At 61.7% G+C, this 21,750-nt stretch carries 18 protein-coding genes and 1 tRNA gene; 5 read left to right on the top strand and 14 right to left on the bottom strand.

The window, feature by feature from the left end:
• Positions 1 to 9 precede the first annotated feature (9 nt).
• From rpoC to D3250_RS06005, 4 genes are all read right to left on the bottom strand, one after another.
• Complete coding sequence (gene rpoC / locus D3250_RS06020) at positions 10 to 3,996, bottom strand: DNA-directed RNA polymerase subunit beta' (protein WP_119902476.1); 3,987 nt, start codon at positions 3,994 to 3,996, stop codon at positions 10 to 12.
• A 63-nt stretch (positions 3,997 to 4,059) separates the two neighbouring features.
• A complete protein-coding gene (gene rpoB, locus D3250_RS06015; protein WP_119903009.1) occupies positions 4,060 to 7,581 on the bottom strand; it encodes a DNA-directed RNA polymerase subunit beta in 3,522 nt (1,173 codons plus the stop codon).
• Positions 7,582 to 7,862: 281 nt separating this feature from the next.
• Positions 7,863 to 8,519 (bottom strand): response regulator, encoded by a 657-nt coding sequence (locus D3250_RS06010; RefSeq protein ID WP_119902475.1) that lies wholly within the window; start codon positions 8,517 to 8,519, stop codon positions 7,863 to 7,865.
• A complete protein-coding gene (locus D3250_RS06005; RefSeq protein WP_119902474.1) occupies positions 8,516 to 9,862 on the bottom strand; it encodes an ATP-binding protein in 1,347 nt (448 codons plus the stop codon). The genes D3250_RS06010 and D3250_RS06005 overlap by 4 nt, the downstream gene beginning before the upstream one ends.
• A gap of 115 nt (positions 9,863 to 9,977) precedes the next feature.
• Between D3250_RS06005 and D3250_RS06000 the strand changes: the two genes are divergently transcribed.
• Positions 9,978 to 11,465 (top strand): PspC domain-containing protein, encoded by a 1,488-nt coding sequence (locus D3250_RS06000; RefSeq protein ID WP_119902473.1) that lies wholly within the window; start codon positions 9,978 to 9,980, stop codon positions 11,463 to 11,465.
• Complete coding sequence (locus D3250_RS05995; RefSeq protein ID WP_119902472.1) at positions 11,465 to 11,920, top strand: hypothetical protein; 456 nt, start codon at positions 11,465 to 11,467, stop codon at positions 11,918 to 11,920. The genes D3250_RS06000 and D3250_RS05995 overlap by 1 nt, the downstream gene beginning before the upstream one ends.
• Positions 11,921 to 12,055: 135 nt before the next feature.
• Here the strand turns inward: D3250_RS05995 and rplL are convergent, their stop codons facing one another.
• From rplL to D3250_RS05960, 7 genes are all read right to left on the bottom strand, one after another.
• Positions 12,056 to 12,439, bottom strand: a complete 384-nt coding sequence (gene rplL / locus D3250_RS05990) for a 50S ribosomal protein L7/L12 (RefSeq protein WP_119902471.1) — start codon at positions 12,437 to 12,439, stop codon at positions 12,056 to 12,058.
• A gap of 61 nt (positions 12,440 to 12,500) precedes the next feature.
• The gene (gene rplJ, locus D3250_RS05985) at positions 12,501 to 13,022 is read right to left on the bottom strand and encodes a 50S ribosomal protein L10 (RefSeq protein WP_119902470.1); all 522 of its coding nucleotides are present in this window, start codon (positions 13,020 to 13,022) and stop codon (positions 12,501 to 12,503) included.
• Between the two features lie 464 nt (positions 13,023 to 13,486).
• Positions 13,487 to 14,194 carry a 50S ribosomal protein L1 gene (gene rplA, locus D3250_RS05980; protein ID WP_119902469.1) on the bottom strand — a complete coding sequence of 236 codons (708 nt, stop codon included), beginning with the start codon at positions 14,192 to 14,194 and terminating at the stop codon, positions 13,487 to 13,489.
• A gap of 101 nt (positions 14,195 to 14,295) precedes the next feature.
• Entirely contained in the window at positions 14,296 to 14,727 is a 432-nt protein-coding gene (rplK, locus tag D3250_RS05975; RefSeq protein ID WP_119902468.1) for a 50S ribosomal protein L11, read from the bottom strand.
• 179 nt (positions 14,728 to 14,906) lie between these two features.
• A complete protein-coding gene (nusG, locus tag D3250_RS05970) occupies positions 14,907 to 15,608 on the bottom strand; it encodes a transcription termination/antitermination protein NusG (RefSeq protein WP_225973184.1) in 702 nt (233 codons plus the stop codon).
• A 67-nt stretch (positions 15,609 to 15,675) separates the two neighbouring features.
• On the bottom strand, positions 15,676 to 15,939 hold the full coding sequence (gene secE, locus D3250_RS05965; protein ID WP_192892569.1) for a preprotein translocase subunit SecE: 264 nt from the start codon (positions 15,937 to 15,939) through the stop codon (positions 15,676 to 15,678).
• A 146-nt stretch (positions 15,940 to 16,085) separates the two neighbouring features.
• Positions 16,086 to 16,158, bottom strand: a tRNA-Trp gene (locus tag D3250_RS05960).
• A 190-nt stretch (positions 16,159 to 16,348) separates the two neighbouring features.
• Between D3250_RS05960 and D3250_RS05955 the strand changes: the two genes are divergently transcribed.
• Both D3250_RS05955 and D3250_RS05950 read left to right on the top strand, forming a co-directional pair.
• Complete coding sequence (locus tag D3250_RS05955; protein ID WP_119902466.1) at positions 16,349 to 17,554, top strand: pyridoxal phosphate-dependent aminotransferase; 1,206 nt, start codon at positions 16,349 to 16,351, stop codon at positions 17,552 to 17,554.
• A gap of 129 nt (positions 17,555 to 17,683) precedes the next feature.
• Complete coding sequence (locus D3250_RS05950; protein WP_119902465.1) at positions 17,684 to 18,715, top strand: 6-phosphofructokinase; 1,032 nt, start codon at positions 17,684 to 17,686, stop codon at positions 18,713 to 18,715.
• A gap of 2 nt (positions 18,716 to 18,717) precedes the next feature.
• On the opposite strand, the gene ygfZ is transcribed toward D3250_RS05950, so the two are convergent.
• From ygfZ to D3250_RS05940, 3 genes are read right to left on the bottom strand one after another with little or no spacing between them, the layout of a single operon-like run.
• Positions 18,718 to 19,890, bottom strand: a complete 1,173-nt coding sequence (gene ygfZ / locus D3250_RS05945) for a CAF17-like 4Fe-4S cluster assembly/insertion protein YgfZ (RefSeq protein ID WP_119902464.1) — start codon at positions 19,888 to 19,890, stop codon at positions 18,718 to 18,720.
• Between the two features lie 32 nt (positions 19,891 to 19,922).
• The gene (locus D3250_RS12095; protein WP_264080522.1) at positions 19,923 to 20,045 is read right to left on the bottom strand and encodes a hypothetical protein; all 123 of its coding nucleotides are present in this window, start codon (positions 20,043 to 20,045) and stop codon (positions 19,923 to 19,925) included.
• An 18-nt stretch (positions 20,046 to 20,063) separates the two neighbouring features.
• A complete protein-coding gene (locus tag D3250_RS05940; RefSeq protein ID WP_119902463.1) occupies positions 20,064 to 20,915 on the bottom strand; it encodes a hypothetical protein in 852 nt (283 codons plus the stop codon).
• A 128-nt stretch (positions 20,916 to 21,043) separates the two neighbouring features.
• Here D3250_RS05940 and D3250_RS05935 point away from each other — a divergent pair, with 128 nt between their 5' ends.
• Positions 21,044 to 21,742 (top strand): winged helix-turn-helix transcriptional regulator, encoded by a 699-nt coding sequence (locus tag D3250_RS05935; protein ID WP_119902462.1) that lies wholly within the window; start codon positions 21,044 to 21,046, stop codon positions 21,740 to 21,742.
• Positions 21,743 to 21,750 lie beyond the last annotated feature (8 nt).

Here is a 21,750-nt window from a genome sequence, read left to right as displayed (position 1 = left end):
ATCCGGTGATTACCGAAAGTCGACATCGGTGTTGTAGTCCTCAAGCGGTATGGCATGGAACTCACTGTCTCCCTCGGCTCCGGCATAGTCGAAGCTTGAGCCGTAGAGGCTCGGTCCGGTGAAGAGATTCGCCTTGGCGTCTTCGGTGGGCTCCACCTGAGTCTGCGTGTAGCGGTCCAAACCGGTACCGGCCGGGATGAGCTTACCGATGATCACGTTCTCCTTCAGACCCAGCAACGGATCCGACTTGCCTTCCATCGCCGCCTGGGTGAGCACCCGGGTGGTCTCTTGGAAGGAGGCTGCGGACAGCCAGGAGTCGGTGGCCAGCGATGCCTTGGTGATGCCCATGAGCTCGTCACGTCCGGAGGCCGGACGTTTGCTCTGCTCAAAGGCTTCCTTGTTGGCCTGCTGGAATCGGAAGCGGTCGGCCAGCTCACCGGGGAGCAGGGTAGTCTCACCCGACTCGATGACGGTGATCCGCCGCAGCATCTGCCGGACGATGACCTCCACGTGCTTGTCGTGGATGCCGACGCCCTGCGACTGGTAGACCTCTTGCACCTCTGCCACCAGGAACTTCTGGGCAGCCCGGGGCCCGAGGACACGCAAGACCTGCTTAGCGTCAACGTGACCGCGCACCAGCTGGGTGCCGACCTCTACATGTGCGGTACCCGAGTTGTCGTCACCGAGGTCGATCAGCAGCCTCGCTCGGCGAAGCACCGGGTAGACCTGCTCCTCACTGCCGTCGTCCGGTGTGAGGACCAGCCGGGCCTGCTTCTCGTCCTCCTCAAAGTGCACACGGCCGGAGGACTCCGCGATGGGAGCCACGCCCTTCGGTGTGCGAGCTTCGAAGAGCTCCTGAATACGGGGCAGACCCTGCGTGATGTCGTCAGCTGATGCCACACCGCCGGAGTGGAAGGTACGCATGGTCAGCTGCGTACCTGGCTCGCCGATCGACTGCGCGGCGATGATACCAACAGCCTCACCGACGTCGACCCGGTGTCCGGCAGCCATGGAGCGACCGTAACAGGCAGCGCAGGTGCCAACCGGAGATTCGCAGGTAAGCACTGAGCGGACCTTGATGGTCTGCACGCCTGCCTCGAAGAGCTTCCCGATGAGCACATCGCCGACCTCAGTCCCGGCTTCTGCCAGAACTTCACCATTGGAGTCAGCCACGGTCTCGGCCAGGGTGCGGGAGTAGGACGAGGTTTCGACCATTTTGTGCAGCTCGAATTCGCCGCCCTCTTCAATCTCCTCCGTGACGTACTTGCGCCCTGACTTCACGAGCACACCATCAGGACGGAGGTCGTCCTCATGGGCGTAGTACTTGGGTTGAGCGATCGGCACGGTCAGTCCGCGGGAGGTCCCGCAGTCTTCGTCACGCACGATGACGTCCTGTGAGACGTCCACCAGACGGCGGGTCAGGTATCCGGAGTTGGCGGTCTTCAGCGCCGTGTCCGCCAGGCCTTTACGAGCACCGTGCGTAGCGATGAAGTACTCCAGCACCGTCAGGCCCTCACGGTATGAGGACTTGATGGGGCGCGGGATGATGTCACCCTTAGGGTTTGTCACCAAGCCGCGGATACCAGCGATCTGACGGATCTGGTTCCAGTTGCCTCGGGCTCCTGAGGTGACCGTACGGTTGACGTTGTTGAGGGAGTCCATTCCCTCCATCATTGCCTTCTCGATCTCCGAAGTGGCTTTGCCCCAGATCTCCTGGAGCTCCTGAGTACGGTTCTCCTTGCCGATGAAGCCGAGTCCGTACTCTTCCTCAACCTTGGCAACCTGCGCCTCGTACTTGTCCATGATGGCGGCCTTGTCGAAGTTGGATGTGATATCCGAGATCGCGACCGTCACCCCCGAACGGGTGGACCAGTAGAAGCCGGCGTCCTTGAGGTTGTCCAGAGTCTGGGCCACCTCAACGCTTGTGTAACGCTCTGAGATGTCGTTGATGAGTGTCCCCAACGACTTCTTGTCCGCCACTTGATCCTGCCAGGGGTAGTTCTGCGGGAGCAGCTCGTTGAACAGCACCTTGCCCAGTGTGGTGTCAATCAGCGCAGGCTGACCCTCTTCCCACCCGTCCGGTGCGGGGATCTGCTTGGAGGGCACGAAACCAACCACACGTATCTTCACCGGAGAGTTCAGGTGCAGCTCTTTGAGGTCGAAGGCCATCTGAGCTTCGCCAAGTGAGGAGAAGACCCGCCCGGCACCGACCTCGTCCTCGCGGACAGTGGTCAGGTGGTGCAGACCGATGATCATGTCCTGCGCCGGCAGTGCCACGGGGCGTCCGTCGGAGGGCTTCAGGATGTTGTTGGAAGAGAGCATCAGAATGCGCGCTTCAGCCTGCGCCTCAGGGCCCAGCGGCAGGTGAACCGCCATCTGGTCACCGTCGAAATCGGCGTTGAACGCAGCGCACACCAGTGGGTGAAGCTGCAGGGCCTTGCCCTCCACGAGCTGCGGCTCGAATGCCTGGATGCCCAGGCGGTGCAGCGTAGGTGCACGGTTCAGCAGCACGGGGTGCTCGGTGATGACCTCTTCCAGCACGTCCCACACCGCGGAACGCTGGCGCTCCACCATCCGCTTGGCGGACTTAATGTTCTGAGCGTGGTTGAGGTCCACCAGGCGCTTCATCACGAAGGGCTTGAACAGCTCCAGTGCCATCTGCTTGGGCAGACCGCACTCGTGCAAGCGCAGCTGCGGGCCGACCACGATGACCGACCGGCCTGAGTAGTCGACGCGCTTGCCAAGCAGGTTCTGACGGAACCGTCCCTGCTTGCCCTTGAGCATGTCCGAAAGCGACTTCAGCGGACGGTTGCCCGGCCCGGTGACGGGGCGACCGCGCCGGCCATTGTCGAACAGCGAGTCCACAGACTCCTGCAGCATGCGCTTCTCGTTGTTGATAATGATCTCCGGAGCACCGAGGTCCAACAGCCGCTTCAGGCGGTTGTTGCGGTTGATCACGCGGCGATACAGATCGTTGAGGTCGCTGGTGGCGAAGCGTCCGCCGTCCAGCTGGACCATCGGGCGAATCTCCGGCGGGATCACCGGCACGGCCTCAAGGACCATACCGGTCGGTGAGTTTCCGTTGACCAGGAAGGCATTGAGAACCTTCAGGCGCTTCAGGGCACGCGTCTTGCGCTGACCCTTGCCGGTGGCGATGGTCTCGCGCAGCGACTCTGCTTCGGCCTCCATATCGAAGGTCTGCAAGCGCTTCTGGATGGACTCTGCGCCCATGAAACCTTCGAAGTACTGGCCGTACTTGGCCCGCATCTCGCGGAACAGAGTCTCGTCACCCTCGAGGTGTCCGACCTTGATGTTCTTGAACCGGTCCCAGACGTTCTGGATCTGCTCAATCTCAGCATCAGAGCGCTTCCGCAGCTGCCCCATCTGCTTTTCCTTCGTCTCCCGGAACTTCTTCTTCTCCGCGGCCTTAGCGCCCTCGGACTCAAGTTCGGCAAGTCCGTCCTCCAGCTCTTTGGCGATGGCGGCGATATCGGCGTCACGCTGAGAGGTCAGGTGGTTGATCTCCTGGTCCACCTCAGCCTGCAGATTGGGAAGGTCCTCGTGACGGCGATCTTCGTCGACAGAGGTAATCATGTAGGCGGCGAAGTAGATGACCTTCTCGAGGTCTTTGGGCGCCAGGTCGAGCAGGTAGCCCAAGCGTGAGGGGACACCCTTGAAGTACCAGATGTGTGTCACGGGAGCAGCCAGTTCAACGTGGCCCATCCGCTCGCGGCGGACCTTGGAGCGAGTGACCTCCACTCCGCAGCGCTCACACGTGATGCCCTTGAAGCGCACGCGCTTGTACTTGCCGCAGTAGCACTCCCAGTCCCGGGAAGGCCCGAAGATCTTCTCGCAGAACAAACCGTCCTTCTCGGGCTTCAGTGTGCGGTAGTTGATGGTCTCGGGCTTCTTCACCTCGCCGTGGGACCAGCGAAGGATGTCGTCGGTGGTGGCCAGCCCGATGCGCATGGTGTCGAATGAGGATTCAGTGGACATAGTCCGGTATCTCTCTTTTCTTTGTCTAAATATTCGTCAAGCGTGTGAGTCGGAGGGAGTCGTTCAGACTTCTTCGACCGAGCTGGGCTCTGCCCGGGAGAGATCGATGCCGAGTTCCTCTGCGGCGGAGAAGCCGGAGTTGTCAGCATCAGCGTCGCGCATCTGGAAGGCGTCGCCGTGCTCGTTGAGCACTTCAACGTTCAGGCAGAGCGACTGCATCTCCTTGATGAGCACCTTGAAGGATTCCGGAACGCCGGGCTCCGGAATGTCTTCGCCCTTGACGATGGCCTCGTACACCTTGACGCGACCGTGAATGTCATCAGACTTGATGGTGAGCAGTTCTTGCAGGGTGTAGGCGGAGCCGTAGGCCTCCAGTGCCCACACCTCCATCTCACCGAAGCGCTGGCCACCGAACTGCGCCTTACCACCCAGCGGCTGCTGGGTGATCATGGAGTACGGTCCGGTAGAGCGGGCGTGGATCTTGTCGTCCACCAGGTGGTGGAGCTTCAGGATGTACATGTAACCCACGGCGACTGCGTCCGGGAACGGCTCGCCGGAGCGGCCGTCGAACAACCGGGCCTTACCATCAGGTCCGACCAGCTGCTCCCCGTCACGGGAAGGATTGGTGGACTCCAGGATTCCGGTGAGCTCGTCAGGCTCTGCACCGTCGAACACAGGCGTGGCGACCTTGCAAGGTCCGGTCTCCTTAGGCAGGTTCGGCAGTGCGTCGAGCCACTCGGGGTTACCAGCGATCTTCCACCCATTGGCAGCGGCCCAACCTAGGTGGAGCTCCATCACCTGCCCAATGTTCATACGGCCGGGCACACCCATAGGGTTGAGCACGACGTCGACCGCGGTGCCGTCGGGCAGGAACGGCATGTCTTCGACCGGAAGGATCCGGGAGATGACACCCTTGTTGCCGTGACGGCCGGCGAGCTTGTCACCATCTGTGATCTTGCGCTTCTGAGCCACATAGACCCGCACCACCTGGTTCACCCCAGGAGGCAGCTCATGGTCGTCGTCACCGTCGTCGAGGATGCGCACGCCGATCACTGTGCCGGATTCGCCGTGCGGCACCTTGAGGGAGGTGTCGCGCACTTCGCGGGACTTTTCCCCGAAGATCGCACGCAGCAGACGCTCCTCAGGTGTCAGCTCTGTCTCACCCTTTGGCGTGACGCGGCCAACCAGGATGTCTCCCGAATCAACCTCCGCGCCGACGTGGATGATGCCGCGCTCATCGAGCTGAGCCAACATCTCCTCGGAGACGTTTGGAATGTCCCGGGTGATTTCCTCAGCGCCGAGCTTAGTGTCCCGGGCGTCGACCTCGTGCTCTTCAATATGGATAGAAGTCAGGACATCGTCCTGCACCAGACGCTGAGACAGGATGATGGCGTCCTCGAAGTTGTAACCCTCCCAGGACATGAACGCGACAAGCAGGTTCTTGCCCAGGGCCAGCTCACCGTGTTCGGTGGAGGGACCGTCGGCGATGATCGACTGATACTCAACCCGGTCGCCTTCAGTGACACGGACCTGCTGGTTGTAGGCGTTGCCCTGGTTGGAGCGCTGGAACTTCATGATCGGGTAGTTGGTGTAGCTGCCGTCGTCGTTCTGAACGATGACGAGATCTGCGGCAACCTTGGTCACCAGACCCGGCTTCATGGCGGTGACAGAATCACCGGCATCGATCGCGGCGTACTTCTCCATACCGGTTCCGACCAGCGGGGACTCCGACTCCAGCAGCGGCACGGCCTGACGCTGCATATTGGCACCCATGAGTGCGCGGTTGGCGTCGTCATGCTCCAGGAACGGGATCATCGCGGTGGCCACTGAGACCATCTGCCGTGGGGAGACATCCATGAAGTCGATGCCCTCGGGCTCGACCAGAATGGGCTCGCCCTGCTCGCCCGACGCGACGTTGCCCCGGCAAAGGACGGTGCTCTCTGTGAAGCTGCCGTCCTCTTCCAACGGAGCATTCGCCTGGGCGATGTTGGCGACCAGCTCATCATCAGCGGTCAAGTACTCGATCTGGTCCGTGACCTTGCCCTCAACAACCTTGCGGTAGGGAGTCTCGATGAAGCCGAAGTTGTTGATCCGCCCGTATGTGGCCAACGAGCCGATCAGACCGATGTTCGGCCCTTCCGGGGTCTCAATGGGGCACATACGTCCGTAGTGCGAGGGGTGGACGTCACGAACTTCCATTCCAGCGCGGTCACGGGAAAGTCCACCTGGGCCCAGCGCAGAGAGGCGGCGCTTGTGGGTCAGCCCGGCCAGAGGGTTGTTCTGGTCCATGAACTGAGACAGCTGGGAGGTGCCGAAGAACTCCTTGATGGAGGCGACTACGGGACGGATGTTGATCAGCGTCTGCGGGGTGATGGCCTCGACGTCCTGCGTAGTCATCCGCTCACGCACAACGCGCTCCATGCGAGACAGACCCGTACGGACCTGATTCTCGATGAGCTCGCCCACAGCGCGGATGCGGCGGTTGCCAAAGTGGTCGATGTCATCGACGGTGACGGGAATGTCAACCTCAGCACCGTCACGCACACCCTTGGTATTCCGCTGACCGGCGTGCAGAGCACACAGGTAATGGATCATCGCGGTAATGTCCTCTTCAGTGAGAACACTGGCGTCGGAGTCCGTGAAGTCCTTGTCCACACCCAGCTTGCGGTTGAGCTTGTACCGACCAACTTTGGCCAGGTCATAGCGCTTCGGGGTGAAGTACAGCCCCTCGAGCAGTCCGCGGGCCGCCTCAACAGTCGGCGGTTCGCCCGGGCGCAGCTTGCGGTAGATGTCCAGCAGCGCCTCATCCTGCGTCTCGAAGGTATCCTTCTCAATCGTGGCGCGGATGGAGTCGTAGCCGCCGAACTCTTCGAGAATTCGGGACTCGGTCCACCCGATGGCCTTGAGCAGCGCAGTGACCGGCTGCTTGCGCTTCCGGTCCAGTCGCACACCGACCTGGTCGCGCTTGTCGATCTCCAGCTCGAACCACGCACCGCGGGACGGGATGACCTTCGCGGTGAAGATCTCCTTGTCGGTGGTCTTATCCTTAGCGGATTCGAAATAGGCACCTGGTGAACGGACCAGCTGGGAGACAACGACGCGCTCGGTGCCGTTGATGATGAACGTGCCACGGTTAGTCATGAGCGGGAAGTCGCCCATGAACACCGTCTGCTGCTTGATCTCACCGGTGTTGTGGTTCATGAACTCGGCTTTGACATACAGCGGCGCCGAGTAGGTGGTGTCGTGGTCTTTGCACTCCTCCACAGTGAACTTCGGGTCAGCGAACTCCGGATCGGAGAAGCTCAGGGACATCGTGCCCTGGAAGTCCTCGATGGGGGACATCTCCTCGAAGATGTCAGAGAGGCCAGAGGTGTCTGAGACACCCTTTATGCCTTTCTCCTTAGCTTCGGCCACGCGGGCGGCCCAGGCTTCATTGCCCACCAGACGGTCGAAAGACTCAATCTGCAGAGCCAACAGCTCCGGAACATCGAGGGGCTCGTGGATCTTTGCGAATGAGAGACGGCCGGCGTACTCGGGAGTGCGGGCCGATGCAGCGGTATTTGGTGAGGTGCTCGAGGCGACCAAGAGGGATCCTTCCACAGACCTTTTACGTATTGCGTACCGGATCGCTTCCACAGGTGTCTTGTAGGTTGCGCCGCTCGGAAGCAGCTTCAACCCCAATTGCGCCTACCGCTATATGAAGGCACGAAGATGTGAGGGGAAACGCGAAGTTTCAGGATACACAGAAAATCCGGGCGCACGCAAATGCACGCCTCATACCCCCAGATTGGGGGTGATGGCGTCCACAGTAGCACCTCAGCTGCGAACGCCGGAACCTCCCAAGGGCGTGTTGGTTGGCTGGCCGGTCAGACGATGCGCCGCCGCTCCGCCCACCGAGTGAGTTCGTGCCGACTTGAGAGCTGGAGTTTGCGCAACACTTTGGAGACGTGCGTCTCGACAGTCTTGATGGAGATGAAAAGCTCGGAGGCGATCTCCCGGTAGGTGTATCCGCGGGCGATCAGCCGCATCACCTCAACTTCGCGAGCTGAGAGACGGTCGAGCTGCTCGTCTCGAACATCTTCGGCAAATCCAGAGGTGCCGAAAGCGTCGAGGACGAACCCCGCCAATCGCGGGGAGAAGACTGCATCGTCCTCAGCAACTGCCTCAATAGCGCTCAGTAGCTCCTCAGTACTGATGGACTTGGTGACATAACCACGGGCACCGGCACGGATGACCGCGACCACGTCTGTCGCCTGATCTGAGACGCTGATCGCTAGGAACTTCACGTTTTCCAGAAGGTCGCGGCACATTTTGACCACTTCGGCACCACCACCTCCGGTGCCCCCTGGCATGTGCACATCCAGAAGTACGACCTCCGGCTTCACCTGGCGAATCAGCTGTGCGGCTTCATCGACAGTTGACGCCTCGCCGACGACTTCGACCGAGGCCCCGAGTTCCGCCCGGAGTCCCGCACGAAAGATTCGGTGATCGTCCACGATGACGATGCGGCGCGGCGTGCTCACTGCTGCTGCCTCTCTGCATCTTCTGGCAAGACCGAGCTCGGCGACCCATGTGCCTGCGGCTGCTCCTTCACCGGCATCGAGAGCTGAATCTCGGTGCCGGTGGATCGTGAGCGTATTCGGGCAGTGCCGCCGCTTCGATTCATTCGTCCGATGATTGACTCGCGCACACCCATGCGGTCCTCGGCGATAGCCTCCACCTCGAACCCGGGACCCCGATCCCGGACGAACACCGTGTCCTCAGTCTCTGTGGATTCGATGTAGACCGAGGCCGGTCCTGCGTATCGGATGGCGTTGAGGATTGCCTCCCGCGTTGCCGCGACTAACGGACCATGCTGACGGCGCCGCGACTCCCCCACCGTTACCACCTCCACTGGTACGGAGTGCAGCTCCTCCAGTTCGGCCGCCACAGAGAGTAACTGATCTTTCAGCGTTCCCGTGGCCTTCGCGTTCTGCCGGTAGAGCCACGACCGAAGCTGACGCTCCTGACTGCGTGCGAGACGTTCCACCTCCGCTGGTTCCGACTTCTGCTTCTGGATCATTGCTAGCGTCTGCAGCACCGAATCATGCAGATGTGCGGCGATATCTGCTCGCTCAGCTTCAGCAGCGGCGCGTTCCCGCTCAACCTGTGAGGTCCGGTAGAGCTTGATCAACCAGGGCGCAAGTACTAGCGCCAGTCCGGCCAGCAGAATCGCCCCCACTATCGTTCCTGCAATCAGTTCACCCGTGCCCACCAGACCGCCGGCGATGATGAGCATAGCCACGAGTACCAGGCCGGTGCCGAAAGTGACCTGCCACAGGGCCGCTCCACCCGGGCCCCGGGACGAGTCGCCCTGCGCAGCGAAAGTCCGATCCAACTGCGACCAGGTGAGGATCACTCCGCCGATGATGACTGCCGGGACCACTATGATTCGCCAATCAATACCCACCCCCAGCAGCTGCGCCAGCATGAGAGAACCGAGACCCATCAAAACTCCGCCGAGCAGGATCTCCGGCGAAGAAGTAAGCATGTCCAAGCTGCGCTGCACTCGGTTCGAAGCTCCGCTCTCCGGACTGTCCTGGGGATGTGGCTCGTGGGCCACCAGTGCCGGACCGCTGAGACCCCGGCCGGCTGCCTCGCGGGTGGGCTCCTTTTCAGTAGGTGTGAAAACCCACAGCCAGAGGTAGAGCAGCAGTCCGATCCCGCCGACCAACGTCAGCACAATGAACGCTACTCGCACTAACGGCACTGAGAGCCCGAGATGGCGGGAAAGCCCCAGACTGACGCCCGCCACCGGAGTTCCCGAGGCTCGACGCAGCGGAGGCCGCTGGGGTGCCTCATCCTGAGCCGGCGTCGTCGTCTCCACCTCTCCATAGTGTCACGCGCATCCCGCCGCATGACAGGCCTCCGGGGCCAGATCAGGGTGGGATCAGGGGACTCCCGTATAGCGTTGAGCGGCTGCGCAGGAGCACACTTGAAACATGCGCACTTCAGATCACCACCGAGGCGAGGCGGGACACCAAGTCTTCGATTGGGTCCGCACTCTGGGAGTCCACCGACCCGACGATGCCTGGGCAGGCGGTGTCTGTGCCGCCGCCGCTCAGAAACTCCGCTGGGACACCGCCTTGGTAAGGGGTATCGGCGTGGTCGCGTTCATCATCTTCTTTTCCCCCATGGCGCTTTTCTACGGGCTCGCATGGCTCTTTCTGCCGAACTCCCGGGGCGAAATCCATGCTCAGCAGGCACTGCGCGGTTCCTACCCGAGCGGATTCTGGGGAGCTGGCCTCATGACCGTGGTGGGAGCGGTGAACGTCTTCACCCCCAATATTGTGGGGCCGTTCGCAATACTGCTGAATCTCGTGATCATCGGTTTGGTCGCGTGGCTGCTGTGGGTCATTTTTCGCAGTTACCAGCGCGAGGCTGGCAAGAGGCCTCCTCAGGGAAGGGCCCCGAAGGCGGGGCCCACCTCCCGCAAGTCCGCGGATGCTCCGCATGATGTGGGGGCGCAGCCGGCCCAGCGGCCGGATGGCAAACCGGCCTGGTACCCCAAAGAGGGGCCCCCGCCGACGGAGCAGACCACTGCTTCAGCAGCGAGCGACCCTGTCGCACGCTCCTACGGGGACGCTTCTCAGTACCAGAGTGCGCGAGCTTCAGTGGGCGAAGTGAGCGGCTCAACTCCAACCGCTCGGAGGACAGCGGAGAACCCTCGGGTCGCTGAGGAGACGCGACGGCGCAGAATGGTCAGCCTAGGGCTAGCGCTGCTTGCAGTCCCGATGATTGCTGCGGCCATGTGGTTCGCCGCCACCGTTGGGCTCGCCACCACCAGCGCTGTCCTGCTTGGGCTGGCTTTGGTGGTGATCCTGCTGGCCCTGATGCATCTCGGCTCAGCGGTGAGGGGAAAACGGGGCCGCGCCGGGCTGCTGGGCACCTTCACGGTGTTGATGATGGTGGTGTTTCTCTTCGCCCCGGCGAATCTGCAGGACAGCTCCAACTACGTCTTCGGCAACTACACCACCCAGGCGGAAACGGTGAATACGGTCTTTGCCAGCACCACGGTGGACCTGCGACACCTGAGCAACGAGTTCACCCCGGAGGACGAAATCGACTTCTCTGACGCCACCGCCGCGGCCGAGTTCTTGGATGCCCGCGATTTCCACACGACAGTGGATGTCAATAATGCCTTTGCGAACACCTCAGTTGTGTTGCCGGATGACGTCTACTGGGAGCTCGACCCCGGGAACTTCCTTGGGAACTTTGATATCCGGACTCAAGGAATGAGGGATACCTACCAAGGCATCGGCGCCACACCCCAAAGCCTCGGGCCAGACGTAGCGGCAGGCACCGTGGAGCTGAAGGTGGGAAATGCTTTCGGCAATGTGGTCATCTACGACGAGACCACCTATGAACAGGATGTGCTCGGCATCTTTCCGAATGAGGAGCCGCAGCTGGACGTTGAGGAGGAGCAGTGATGAATGAGGAGGGCCATAAGCATCCCCAGGGCCCGGAGAGCCCCGCGGCCCGCCGTCACCAGCAGACCGTGCCGCGGCCGGCTGAACCGGAGGACGTCGACGCGCTGCTCGCGGAGTCCCTAAAAGCCCAGTCGGAACGTGACTTCACGTGGAAGGAGCCGGAGCGCAGGCCCCGTTGGTGGGAGCGCGCGGAGGCTACAGGCGAGGCCTCTGGTGGGGTGACTCCGGCGCCCAGCAGCAGTCGCGCAGCACAGTCGACCGGGAGAAAGTCCGAGGTGCGGATGAGGTCTGTCGTCTTCGCACTGATCAGCCTGGTGCTGGCGGGCTGGGTGGTCGCCTCCGTTGCTTTCGGCGTCACACTCGACCCTCTGGTGGTCGGATTGGTGATCTGCTTCCTGGCAGGCACGTCACTGATCATCGCCGGACTCCGGCCGAAGCCAGGCGCTCGTATCTGATCTGCTTGTCTGTGCGCAGCTCAGGATTCGCTCCGCAGACAGACGAAACCCCGGTCGGCTCCGTCAATGGAGTCGACCGGGGTTTCGTGCATCAAGCTGAACTTCAGCTGTCGGGTGCGGCCTGAGCCGCGCCGATCACTTGAGGGTGACGGTGGCGCCAGCGCCCTCGAGGGCGTCCTTGGCCTTCTCAGCCGCTTCCTTGTCCACACCTTCGAGCACAGCCTTGGGGGCGCCGTCGACCAGCTCCTTAGCCTCCTTCAGGCCGAGGGAGGTCAGGCCGCGCACCTCCTTGATGACACCGATCTTCTTGTCACCGGCGGCTTCGAGAACGACGTCGAACTCGGTCTGCTCCTCAGCTTCAGCGACCTCGCCGCCGGCTGGGGCTGCACCTGCAGCTGCCACCGGAGCGGCTGCTGTGACGTCGAAGGTCTCCTCGAAGACCTTCACGAACTCGGAGAGCTCGATGAGGCTCATTTCCTTGAACTGTTCAATCAGTTCGTCGTGGCTCAACTTAGCCATGGGATTGGCTCCTTACGTGTTTGAGACGGATCTTGTTTTCGTTTGTGTGCACTGACAAGGGTCAGGCAGCGTCTTCCTGCTTCGCGCGCAGGGCTTCCACAGTCCGAACCATCTTGGAGATCGGAGCCTGGAAGGTAGCGGCCGCCTTGGTCTGGGCGCCGATGAAGGCACCAGCCAGCTTGCCGAGCAGAACCTCACGGGACTCAAGATCCGCGAGCTTCTTCACCTCGTCCTCCGTCAGGGGCCGGCCATCCATGTAGCCGCCTTTGACGATGAGCTGAGGGTTGTCCTTGGCAAAGTCACGCAGAGCCTTTGCCACGTCCACGGCGTCACCGTGGACGAAAGCGATCGCAGAAGGACCGGTCATCTGTCCCTCAAAGGACTCGATGCCTACTTCCTTGGCTGCGATCTCGGTCAGCGTGTTCTTCACCACGGCGTAATTTGCGTTCTCCCGCACGGACCGCCGCAGTTGCTGCAGCTGGCCGACGGAGAGGCCGCGGTATTCCGTGAGCACAGCAGCGGTGGACGCGTTGAACAGCTCCTTGAGCTCTGCAACGGCAGCCGCCTTCTCAGGATTCGCCATGGCACTCCTTCCGAATTACATTGCCGGTCAGAGTCACGGGAACGAGGCATAGAAAAAGCCCCGTGCGCAGATGCACAGGGCTCAACACAACTCCGAATTCGGATGTCTCATGCTGGCGCTTTGTCCACCTGCGCAGGTCGCCCGTGAGGGTCTTTACAGCTCAGCCGTACTCCGGGGGTCCCGGTGACCACGAGACTCAGCGCCAACTGATTCTCGCACGGCTGAAGCGACCGGCGGTCTTTGGTCAATGAACGACTATACATGTCCCCAAGCAGACCGGCAAAATGCTCAGGATCTCATTACGTCCAGCTAAGGTCCCTGCTGATTGCTCACAATTCCCGGGCAGACCATGACCTGGAGTCTGCGATGCGTGGCGCGGCGATCTCCGTTCCGCGCACCGGGCTGAGACGCAGGGAGCCCCGCTCCCACAGAGGGGAACGAGGCTCCTGGAAGGCCACTGAGGGTTACTCAGCGACAACGACCTTGGTGACGTTCGGATCCACCTGGATGCCAGGTCCGAAGGTGGTGGAGACAGTCGCTTTGCTGATGTAACGACCTTTCGATGCGGAAGGCTTCAGCCGCAAGACTTCCTCCAGCACTGCTGCGTAGTTCTCAACCAGCTGCTTCGGCTCGAAGCTGGTCTTTCCGACCACGAAGTGCAGGTTGGAGTGCTTGTCCACGCGGAAGTCGATCTTTCCGGCTTTGATTTCAGTCACCGCTTTGGCCACATCTGGGGTCACAGTGCCGGTCTTGGGGTTCGGCATCAGGTTGCGGGGACCCAGGACCTTACCTAGTCGGCCGACTTTGCCCATCATGTCTGGGGAGGCGACGGCGGAGTCGAAGTCTACCCAACCCTCCTGAACCTTGGCGATCAGTTCGTCGCCACCGACGAAGTCTGCGCCGGCTTCCTCAGCCTTGGCAATATTGTCGCCCTGGGTGAAGACGACCACGCGGGCTGTCTTGCCGGTGCCGTGAGGTAGGTTCACTGTCCCGCGAACCATCTGGTCCGCTTTGCGCGGATCCACAGATAGCCGCAGGGCGACCTCTACGGTTGCGTCGGTCTTGGAGGGGTTTGTCTCCTTGGCCAGGTTGACGGCCTGAGCCGGGGTGTAGACGGTGTCTTCGCCGATTTTTTCGGCTGCTGCCTTGTATGCTTTGCTGCGCTTTGCCATCTGCGTTGTTCTCCTTAGCAGTTGTGGTACGTGGGCCGCGCTCGACCCTTCCCACAGTCCCGGGCTTCCGGGGGGTTTCTCAGTTGTCTTGAAGTTCTGATTCAGCTGTCGACGGTGATGCCCATGGACCGGGCCGTCCCGGCGACGATCTTGGAGGCAGCCTCAATGTCGTTAGCGTTGAGGTCTTCCATCTTGGTCTGGGCGATCTCCTCGACCTGAGCCTGGGAGAGTTTGCCGACCTTATCGGTGTGCGGCACACCTGACCCCTTGTTCACTCCGGCAGCCTTCTTGATGAGTTCTGCCGCGGGCGGGGTCTTGGTGATGAAGGTGAAGGAGCGATCCTCGTAGACCGTGATCTCCACAGGCACCACATTGCCGCGCTGGTTCTCCGTCGCGGCGTTGTAGGCCTTGCAGAACTCCATAATGTTGACGCCGTGCTGACCGAGTGCGGGTCCGATCGGCGGTGCCGGGTTGGCGGCACCAGCCTGGATCTGCAGCTTGATCAGCCCGGAGACCTTTTTCTTCGGGGCCATAATCTGTCCTTTACTAGTTTCCGTGCGTCCTGCACCCTCAGGAGCGAGGTCTGCAGGGATGAGCGAATCTGGCCGAGCCGCTCAGGTCGCCACCGTTCTCCCAAAGCACGGAGACCGGCGACGAAGTCTCTTCAGTTGTGGCGCAGGGCGGCACCGGTTGGTGCCCTCAGGCCCTGGGCTCAGTAAATCTTCTCAATCTGGTTGAAGTTCAGCGTCACCGGGGTCTCACGCTCGAAGATCGAGACGAGCACCACCAGAGTGCGCGCGTCAACATTGATCTCCGAGATAGTGGCAGGCAGAGTAGCGAAGGGACCGTCGGTGACAGTGACGGATTCGCCCACTTCGAAGTCCACTTTGACGTCTGAGGTGGGGGTCGGAGCAGCTCCGCCCTCTCCTTCGACGACTTCCACCTTGCGCTCCCCCGGCTTACCCAGTCGGTGCTCGGCGAGCATTGTGAAGACTTCGTCAGTGCCCAGTGGCTGTGGGTCATGGGCGTTTCCGACGAAGCCGGTGACGCCGGGGGTGTGGCGCACCACGCCCCATGACTCGTCGGTGAGCTCCATCCGCACCAGGACATATCCGGGAATGCGCACGCGATTGACCACCTTGCGCTGCGTGTTCTTGATCTCCACAACGTCCTCCATGGGGACGTCAATCTCGTAGATCTGCTCCTCCATGTCCTGAGTCTGGATGCGAGTCTCCAGATTGGACTTCACGCGCTTCTCATAACCGGCGTAGGTATGCACCACGTACCAGTCACCCAAGCCGCGCCGGAGCTCGCTCTTGAGCTCCTCGGCGCGCTGTTCGTAAGTCTTCTCCTCCTCCGCGGGGGCCTCTGCAGCCTCGGCTGCGTCGTCCTGCGTCAGTTCCTGATCAGACACGTTTCTCCTAGGTAAGTGTGGTGCGTATGCCGGCGGCAGCCGGATTCAGTTTGTTGTTGCGTCTCAGCTAAGCGCCTGCGCCGCCGCCGAACACGAGCTCCGAGATGTTGTCCAGCCCCCAGTCCAGCAGCGAAACGATACCGATCACGATCAGCACGAAGACCAATACGACGGCTGTGTAGTTCACCAGCTCCCGACGTGTGGGAACAATGACCTTCCGCAGCTCATCGAAGACCTGCTTCAGAAACAGCCAGACCCTCGACAGTGGGTTCTTCGGACGTGAGCTGCCACCGGAGGGGCCTCCGGGGTCTGTCACTGGTGTCTGGGACACGAAGACTCCATCTGCTTGCTGTGTTCGGTGTTCGGTGTGGCTGCTCCCCAGACTTCCGGAGAGGCGTTGGGCCAAGACCGCACCAGCCTAAGCCGTGCAGTCTCCCCCGTGGAGCAGCACTGCTCGCAACCCAGCGCTGTCCAACGCAGGGCAGACAGGACTCGAACCTGCAACCTACGGTTTTGGAGACCGTTGCGCTACCAATTGCGCCACTGCCCTATTGGCCATTGACCCTCATGTGCGAGGGCATGCCCAGTAGAGGTGTTCAAGACACCGGCAGCCAAGTCTACGCCGAGGCCCGGCAGAACACCAACTGCGCCGACGGCTGACGGTATACGCCAGCGACACCGCCCGATAGTGTTGAGTCCACCAGGTTCATTGTGCCCGCCCCAGAAAGGACGAATCTGCCATGCCACTTCCCCATTACCGAGTCTCCTCCCGAATCGGGTCGATCGCAGAGTCCGCCACGATGAAAGTCGACGCTAAGGCCAAGGCGCTCAAAGCTGCGGGTGAGGATGTCATTGGCTTCGGCGCAGGCGAGCCTGACTTTCCCACTCCCGAACATATTGTGGAGGCCGCAGTGGTCGCCGCGAAGGACCCCAAGAACCACAAGTACACACCGGCCGCAGGCCTGCCGGAGCTTCGGGAGGCCATCGCTGAGAAGACCACTCGAGATTCCGGGTACGCAGCGGAGGCCTCCCAGGTTCTGGTCACCAATGGGGGAAAGCACGCTGTCTACGCCAGCCTCGCAGCCCTAGTGGATCCAGGCGATCAGGTCATCGTTCCCTCCCCCTACTGGACGACCTATCCCGAGGCAATCAAGCTTGCCGGAGGCTCCACCGTAGAGGTCTTCGCCGGACCTGAGCAGGGGTACAAGGTGACGGTGGAGCAGCTGCAGGAAGCAGTGACGGAACGGACCAAGGCCCTCATGTTCGTCTCACCGTCGAACCCGACCGGAGCAGTCTATTCACCAGAGGAGACCCAGGCCATCGGTCGTTGGGCAGCTGAGCAGGGGATATGGGTCATCACTGATGAAATCTACGAGAAGCTCACCTACGACGACGTGCCCTTCACCTCCATTGCATCCGTCCCGGAGCTGGCTGATCAGGTGGTCATTCTCTCCGGAGTGGCCAAGACCTACGCCATGACAGGCTGGCGCGTCGGGTGGATGGTTGGTCCCACAGACGTGATCAAAGCTGCCACCACCCTGCAGACACATCTGACGTCCAACGTGGCGAACGTCTGCCAGCGAGCAGCGCTTGCTGCGATTACGGGCCCTGAGGAGCCTGTCCAGCAGATGCGCGAGGCCTTCGACAGAAGGCGCTCCATGATAGTCGAAAAGCTCAACAGGATCGCCGGTTTCGAAACACCGGTGCCGCAGGGAGCCTTCTACGCCTATGTTGACGCTAGAGGCGCCTTGAATCGCGAGATCGACGGATCGACCCCCACATCGACTGCTGAGCTCGCGGAGCTGATTCTGGAGAAGGCCAAAGTAGCAGTCGTCCCCGGGGAGGCCTTCGGACCTTCGGGCTATCTCCGACTCTCCTATGCTCTCGGCGATGAGGACCTCGCCGAAGGCATAGGGCGCATCGAACGGCTGCTGGGCAGCAAGTAGCGTTTCTGCGACTGAGGGCCGTGGAGCACCGGAGGCTCTGCTGCCGGTAATAGACTGAAGCTGCACCCCCTGCCGAGGATGTCAGGACCATGACGTTTCGCGCCACGCGAGAAAGAAGTGACTCATCCCATGCGCATTGGACTCCTGACCTCCGGAGGCGACTGCCCCGGCCTCAACGCCGTGATCCGCTCGGCCGTACTACATGGCATCAAGTCCTACGGTGATGAGTTTGTGGGGTTCAAATCCGGGTGGAAAGGAATGATCGAAGCAGATTACACCGAGCTGACGCGTCAGGATGTGCGCGGCATCGCCCGGGAGGGCGGCACCATATTAGGCACTTCTCGAACGCATCCTTATAACCACCCGCAGGGCGGGCCTGAAAAGATCGCTAAGCAGCTCAAGCGGCACGATGTGGATGCGGTGATCGCAGTAGGAGGCGAAGGCACTCTGGCTGGAGCCAAACGGTTGGCCGAGGACGGCATCCCCGTGGTGGGAGTCCCCAAGACAATCGATAACGACCTCAGGGCAACCGATTACACGTTCGGGTTCGATACCGCGATCTCCATAGCCACTGACGCTATGGACCGGCTCCGCACCACAGGCGAGTCCCACCACCGCTGCATGGTCTCGGAAGTCATGGGCCGCAACGTGGGCTGGATCGCCCTGCATTCAGGTATGGCAGCTGGGGCACATGCGATTCTCATTCCCGAACAGGAAGTCAGCATCAATCAGCTCTGCGAATGGGTGGAGCAGGTTCACTCCCGCGGCCGTTCACCATTGGTGGTCGTGGCTGAAGGCTTCATTCCCGAGAATTCCGAGGAGGCTCTGGCTGGTAAGGGACAAGAGGCTGACGGTCGTCCGCGGCTGGGTGGCATAGGGGAGTTCATCACCACGCAGATAGAAGAGCGCACCGGCATCGAAACACGCAACACAACCCTGGGTCATATTCAACGTGGTGGGAACCCGACCGGGTATGACCGGGTGCTCGCCACCAGGTTCGGCATAAAGGCTTTGGACCTAGTACACGAACGCGCCTGGGGACATATGGCGGCGCTTCGCGGCACAGAGATCATCACAGTGGACTTGGAAGAGGCTCTGGAGGGGCTCAAGGAAGTGCCCGCTGAGCGGTACGAAGAGGCGAAGATCCTCTTCGGTCGCTAGGTCTAGCGCCGGGGCCCGCGGAGGAAGTCGCCCTGCGGGCGCCCGACAGTCTTGCCAGCGTCGGGCCGGACAATGAGCTCTTGAGCGGCAGCGTAGAACGATGGCTCGGCCGGCAACTGCTCAGCATCAACCTCTTCTGACGCTGCCTGCTCGAGATCCCTGACCACCAGTTGCGCCTCAGGGTCGACTTTGCGTTTCACCAGGGCCAGCGCAATAGGTCCGGCCTCATGATGGCGAGCCACAGAGGTGACCACGCCCACAGCGCGTTCTTGAGTGAGTGCATCACGATCGGAGGAGTCCTTGGGTGCCAGCACGTCGGAACCGGGAGCCGGCAGGGTGTGTTCCGAGCCATCGATATGCAGAAAGACCAGGCGACGAGGGGGATGACCCAGGTTATGCACTCGGGCTATGGTCTCCTGACCCTTGTAGCATCCCTTACTCAGGTGCACGGCCGTCCTAATCAGGTCCAACTCATGCGGGATCGCCTTGATATCAACGTCGAAAGCCAGCCGGGGCCGCCATGCGGCGATGCGCAGCGCTTCAGCGGCGAGCGATCCGGCGAGCAACCAGCCATGACTCTCCACGTGTGTCATGACGTCGTTGAGCTTCTCACGGGGCACCAGGGTGAGATGCCAACTCCAGTCCTTGCCGGGGTGCTCCGACTCATCAATAGCCGCGTAGGACTCTGCGCCGGGGCCCAGTCTGGGCCACGGATCCGTCCACTGTGCCGGAGAGGTCACAGGCAAACCTTTGGGAAGTGGGGCCGTGCTGCCCAGTACCGCGTAGTCGTCCGTGCGGTCGGAGACCTCTACACGCAGGGCGAACTTCATGGACTCAAGCCACTGCGCCAGTGCAACACCCCGGCTCGCTTCAGTGATCAACCATGCCGTTTCACCATCGTCAATGATGGCAGGGGCATGTTCAATGCGGCCTGCGATGTCCAGCAGCAGCAGCTCTGAGCACTCGCCTGGACGAAGATCGGCAACTTGCTGGGAGGACAGGGTCGTCAGCCAGCTGAGTCGATCCGCGCCTGAAACGGTCACCACCGCTCGTGTGGACAGATCCACTACTGCCGAGCCTGCCTCTAGGGCACGCTGCTCTTTGGTGGGGCTGCCGTAGTGAGCCGCCGTCCCCGCGTCCGGCCCAGTGGCGGCAACCGCACCAGTGCGGAGCAGCAGGGGCGAGGTGTGGGCCGTGTCGTCAGGTCTCAGCGCTGGCCCTTGAACAGGCGGGACAGCACCACGAAGCTGATCCAGCCGATCACAATCACTGAAAGGACCAGCAGGCCGATGAAAAAGACCTCCAGCGCAAGAATCTGTGCGTCACTCATGACCCCATCCTAGCTGAACTATGCAATGAGAAGTCGCTCGGTGAAATACACCAAGACGCCCATCACAGCGATGGGTGCGGCCCCCACGGCCAGTCGGGAGAGGATATGTTCCGGCGGCCCCTGCAGAAAAAGGAATCGGCGAAAGCTGGCCAAGAGCACTCCACCGGCGAGTCCGAGAACTCCGGCAAACAACAGGGTCAGCTCCCCCCAGAGAAGTGCAATACCGACGGACGTGACGGTCGAGGCGAGGACAACCAGCGGCAGAACCAGCGCATCTCGAGCAGGGACACACGCTGCGGCCGTCCCAATACACATGACAAAAGCTGAAAGCGCCACTACGGAGAGTTCCCCGCCCGGGCCTGTGACCCCCAGAAAGCCCCAATCTTCGTAGGGGGCGAAGCCGCGGACTCGAAGTGCAGACAGACCGGCGCCGTCGGCGGCTTCCCTCATGCCGGCCGGGTACCTCAGCCCAGCCACCCAACCGGCTGCGGTGGTGGTGATCACGACTCCGGTGCATGCACCCAAGGTCGACTCCAGCCGATGCGGGCGCCCCGATCCTCGGATGACTTGGATCATGAACACCACCATGACTCCGAAGGCAAGCGACACCGACGACCAGAAGAACAGCGATTCGACCCGGTTCACGACTGCTGCCCCGAGCACTGCCACGATTCCGGCAGCCAGGATGACAGCGGACAGCGACTTCCGTGCCGTGACCCCCATCAGCTGCGGCCATCCCAATGCCACCACCCCGCACAGACCACACACCACCAGCAGCAGGGCCGTGACGCCGAACCACGAAGCCAATGCGATCGTGAGGGCGCTGACCATGGCGGTGAGCGCGACGGGCAGGTATTTCACGTAGTCCATCCTGCCAGAGCTCTCAGCATGGCTATACTCGTCACGATCGCTCTGGCGCTTTCCACCATGCGGCGGAAGGTGATGTGAGCCCTTAGTGTCACCCTGATTGACGAACCAAGTCGAGGGAGGATCCGCCGATGGCGCAGGTGCTGCTGCTCTCTGACGCCCCGGAAGACAGCCTGCCGTCTCTGGAGCTGCTCAACCACAGAGTGCGCCCTTTCCCGTGCGAGGCCTCCTCGATCGTGCGTGCTCCCAATGTGGACATCACACTGGTTGACGCCAGGACTAACCTTGCCCACGCTCGTTCCCTGTGCCAGTTGGTGAAGTCCTCCATGCTTTCCCCTGTCATTGTGGTGGTGACGGAGACCGGCCTTCCCACGCTGAACGAAGCGTGGCAGGCTGATGACTTCGTCCTCTCCGAGGCCTCCCCGGGGGAAGTCGACGCCCGCATCCGGATGGCCTCCGTCGAAGCTGAGGAGCAGACCCCAGTGGGTGAGATCCGCGCCGGCGCCATCCTCATTGACGAAACCACCTATATGGCTACGATCCATGGCAAGCTGCTGAACCTCACGTACAAGGAGTTCGAGCTGCTCAAGCACCTGGCGCTGCACCCAGGGCAGGTCTTCACCCGGGATCGGCTGCTTCACGACGTGTGGGGTTACGACTACTTCGGAGGCACTCGGACCGTGGATGTGCACATCAGGCGCCTGCGAGCCAAACTCGGCCCAGAGCACGAGTCGCTGATCGGCACCGTACGCAATGTGGGATACCGGCTTCTCACCGAGGGCGCAGACCGCCAGCAGCCACCCGAGAGCGACGGCGCTGACACTGCCTGAGCAATCCG

The organism is Nesterenkonia natronophila, assembly GCF_003595215.1.
Lineage (GTDB): Bacteria > Actinomycetota > Actinomycetes > Actinomycetales > Micrococcaceae > Nesterenkonia > Nesterenkonia natronophila.
This window is presented reverse-complemented; position numbering and strand designations above follow the sequence as displayed.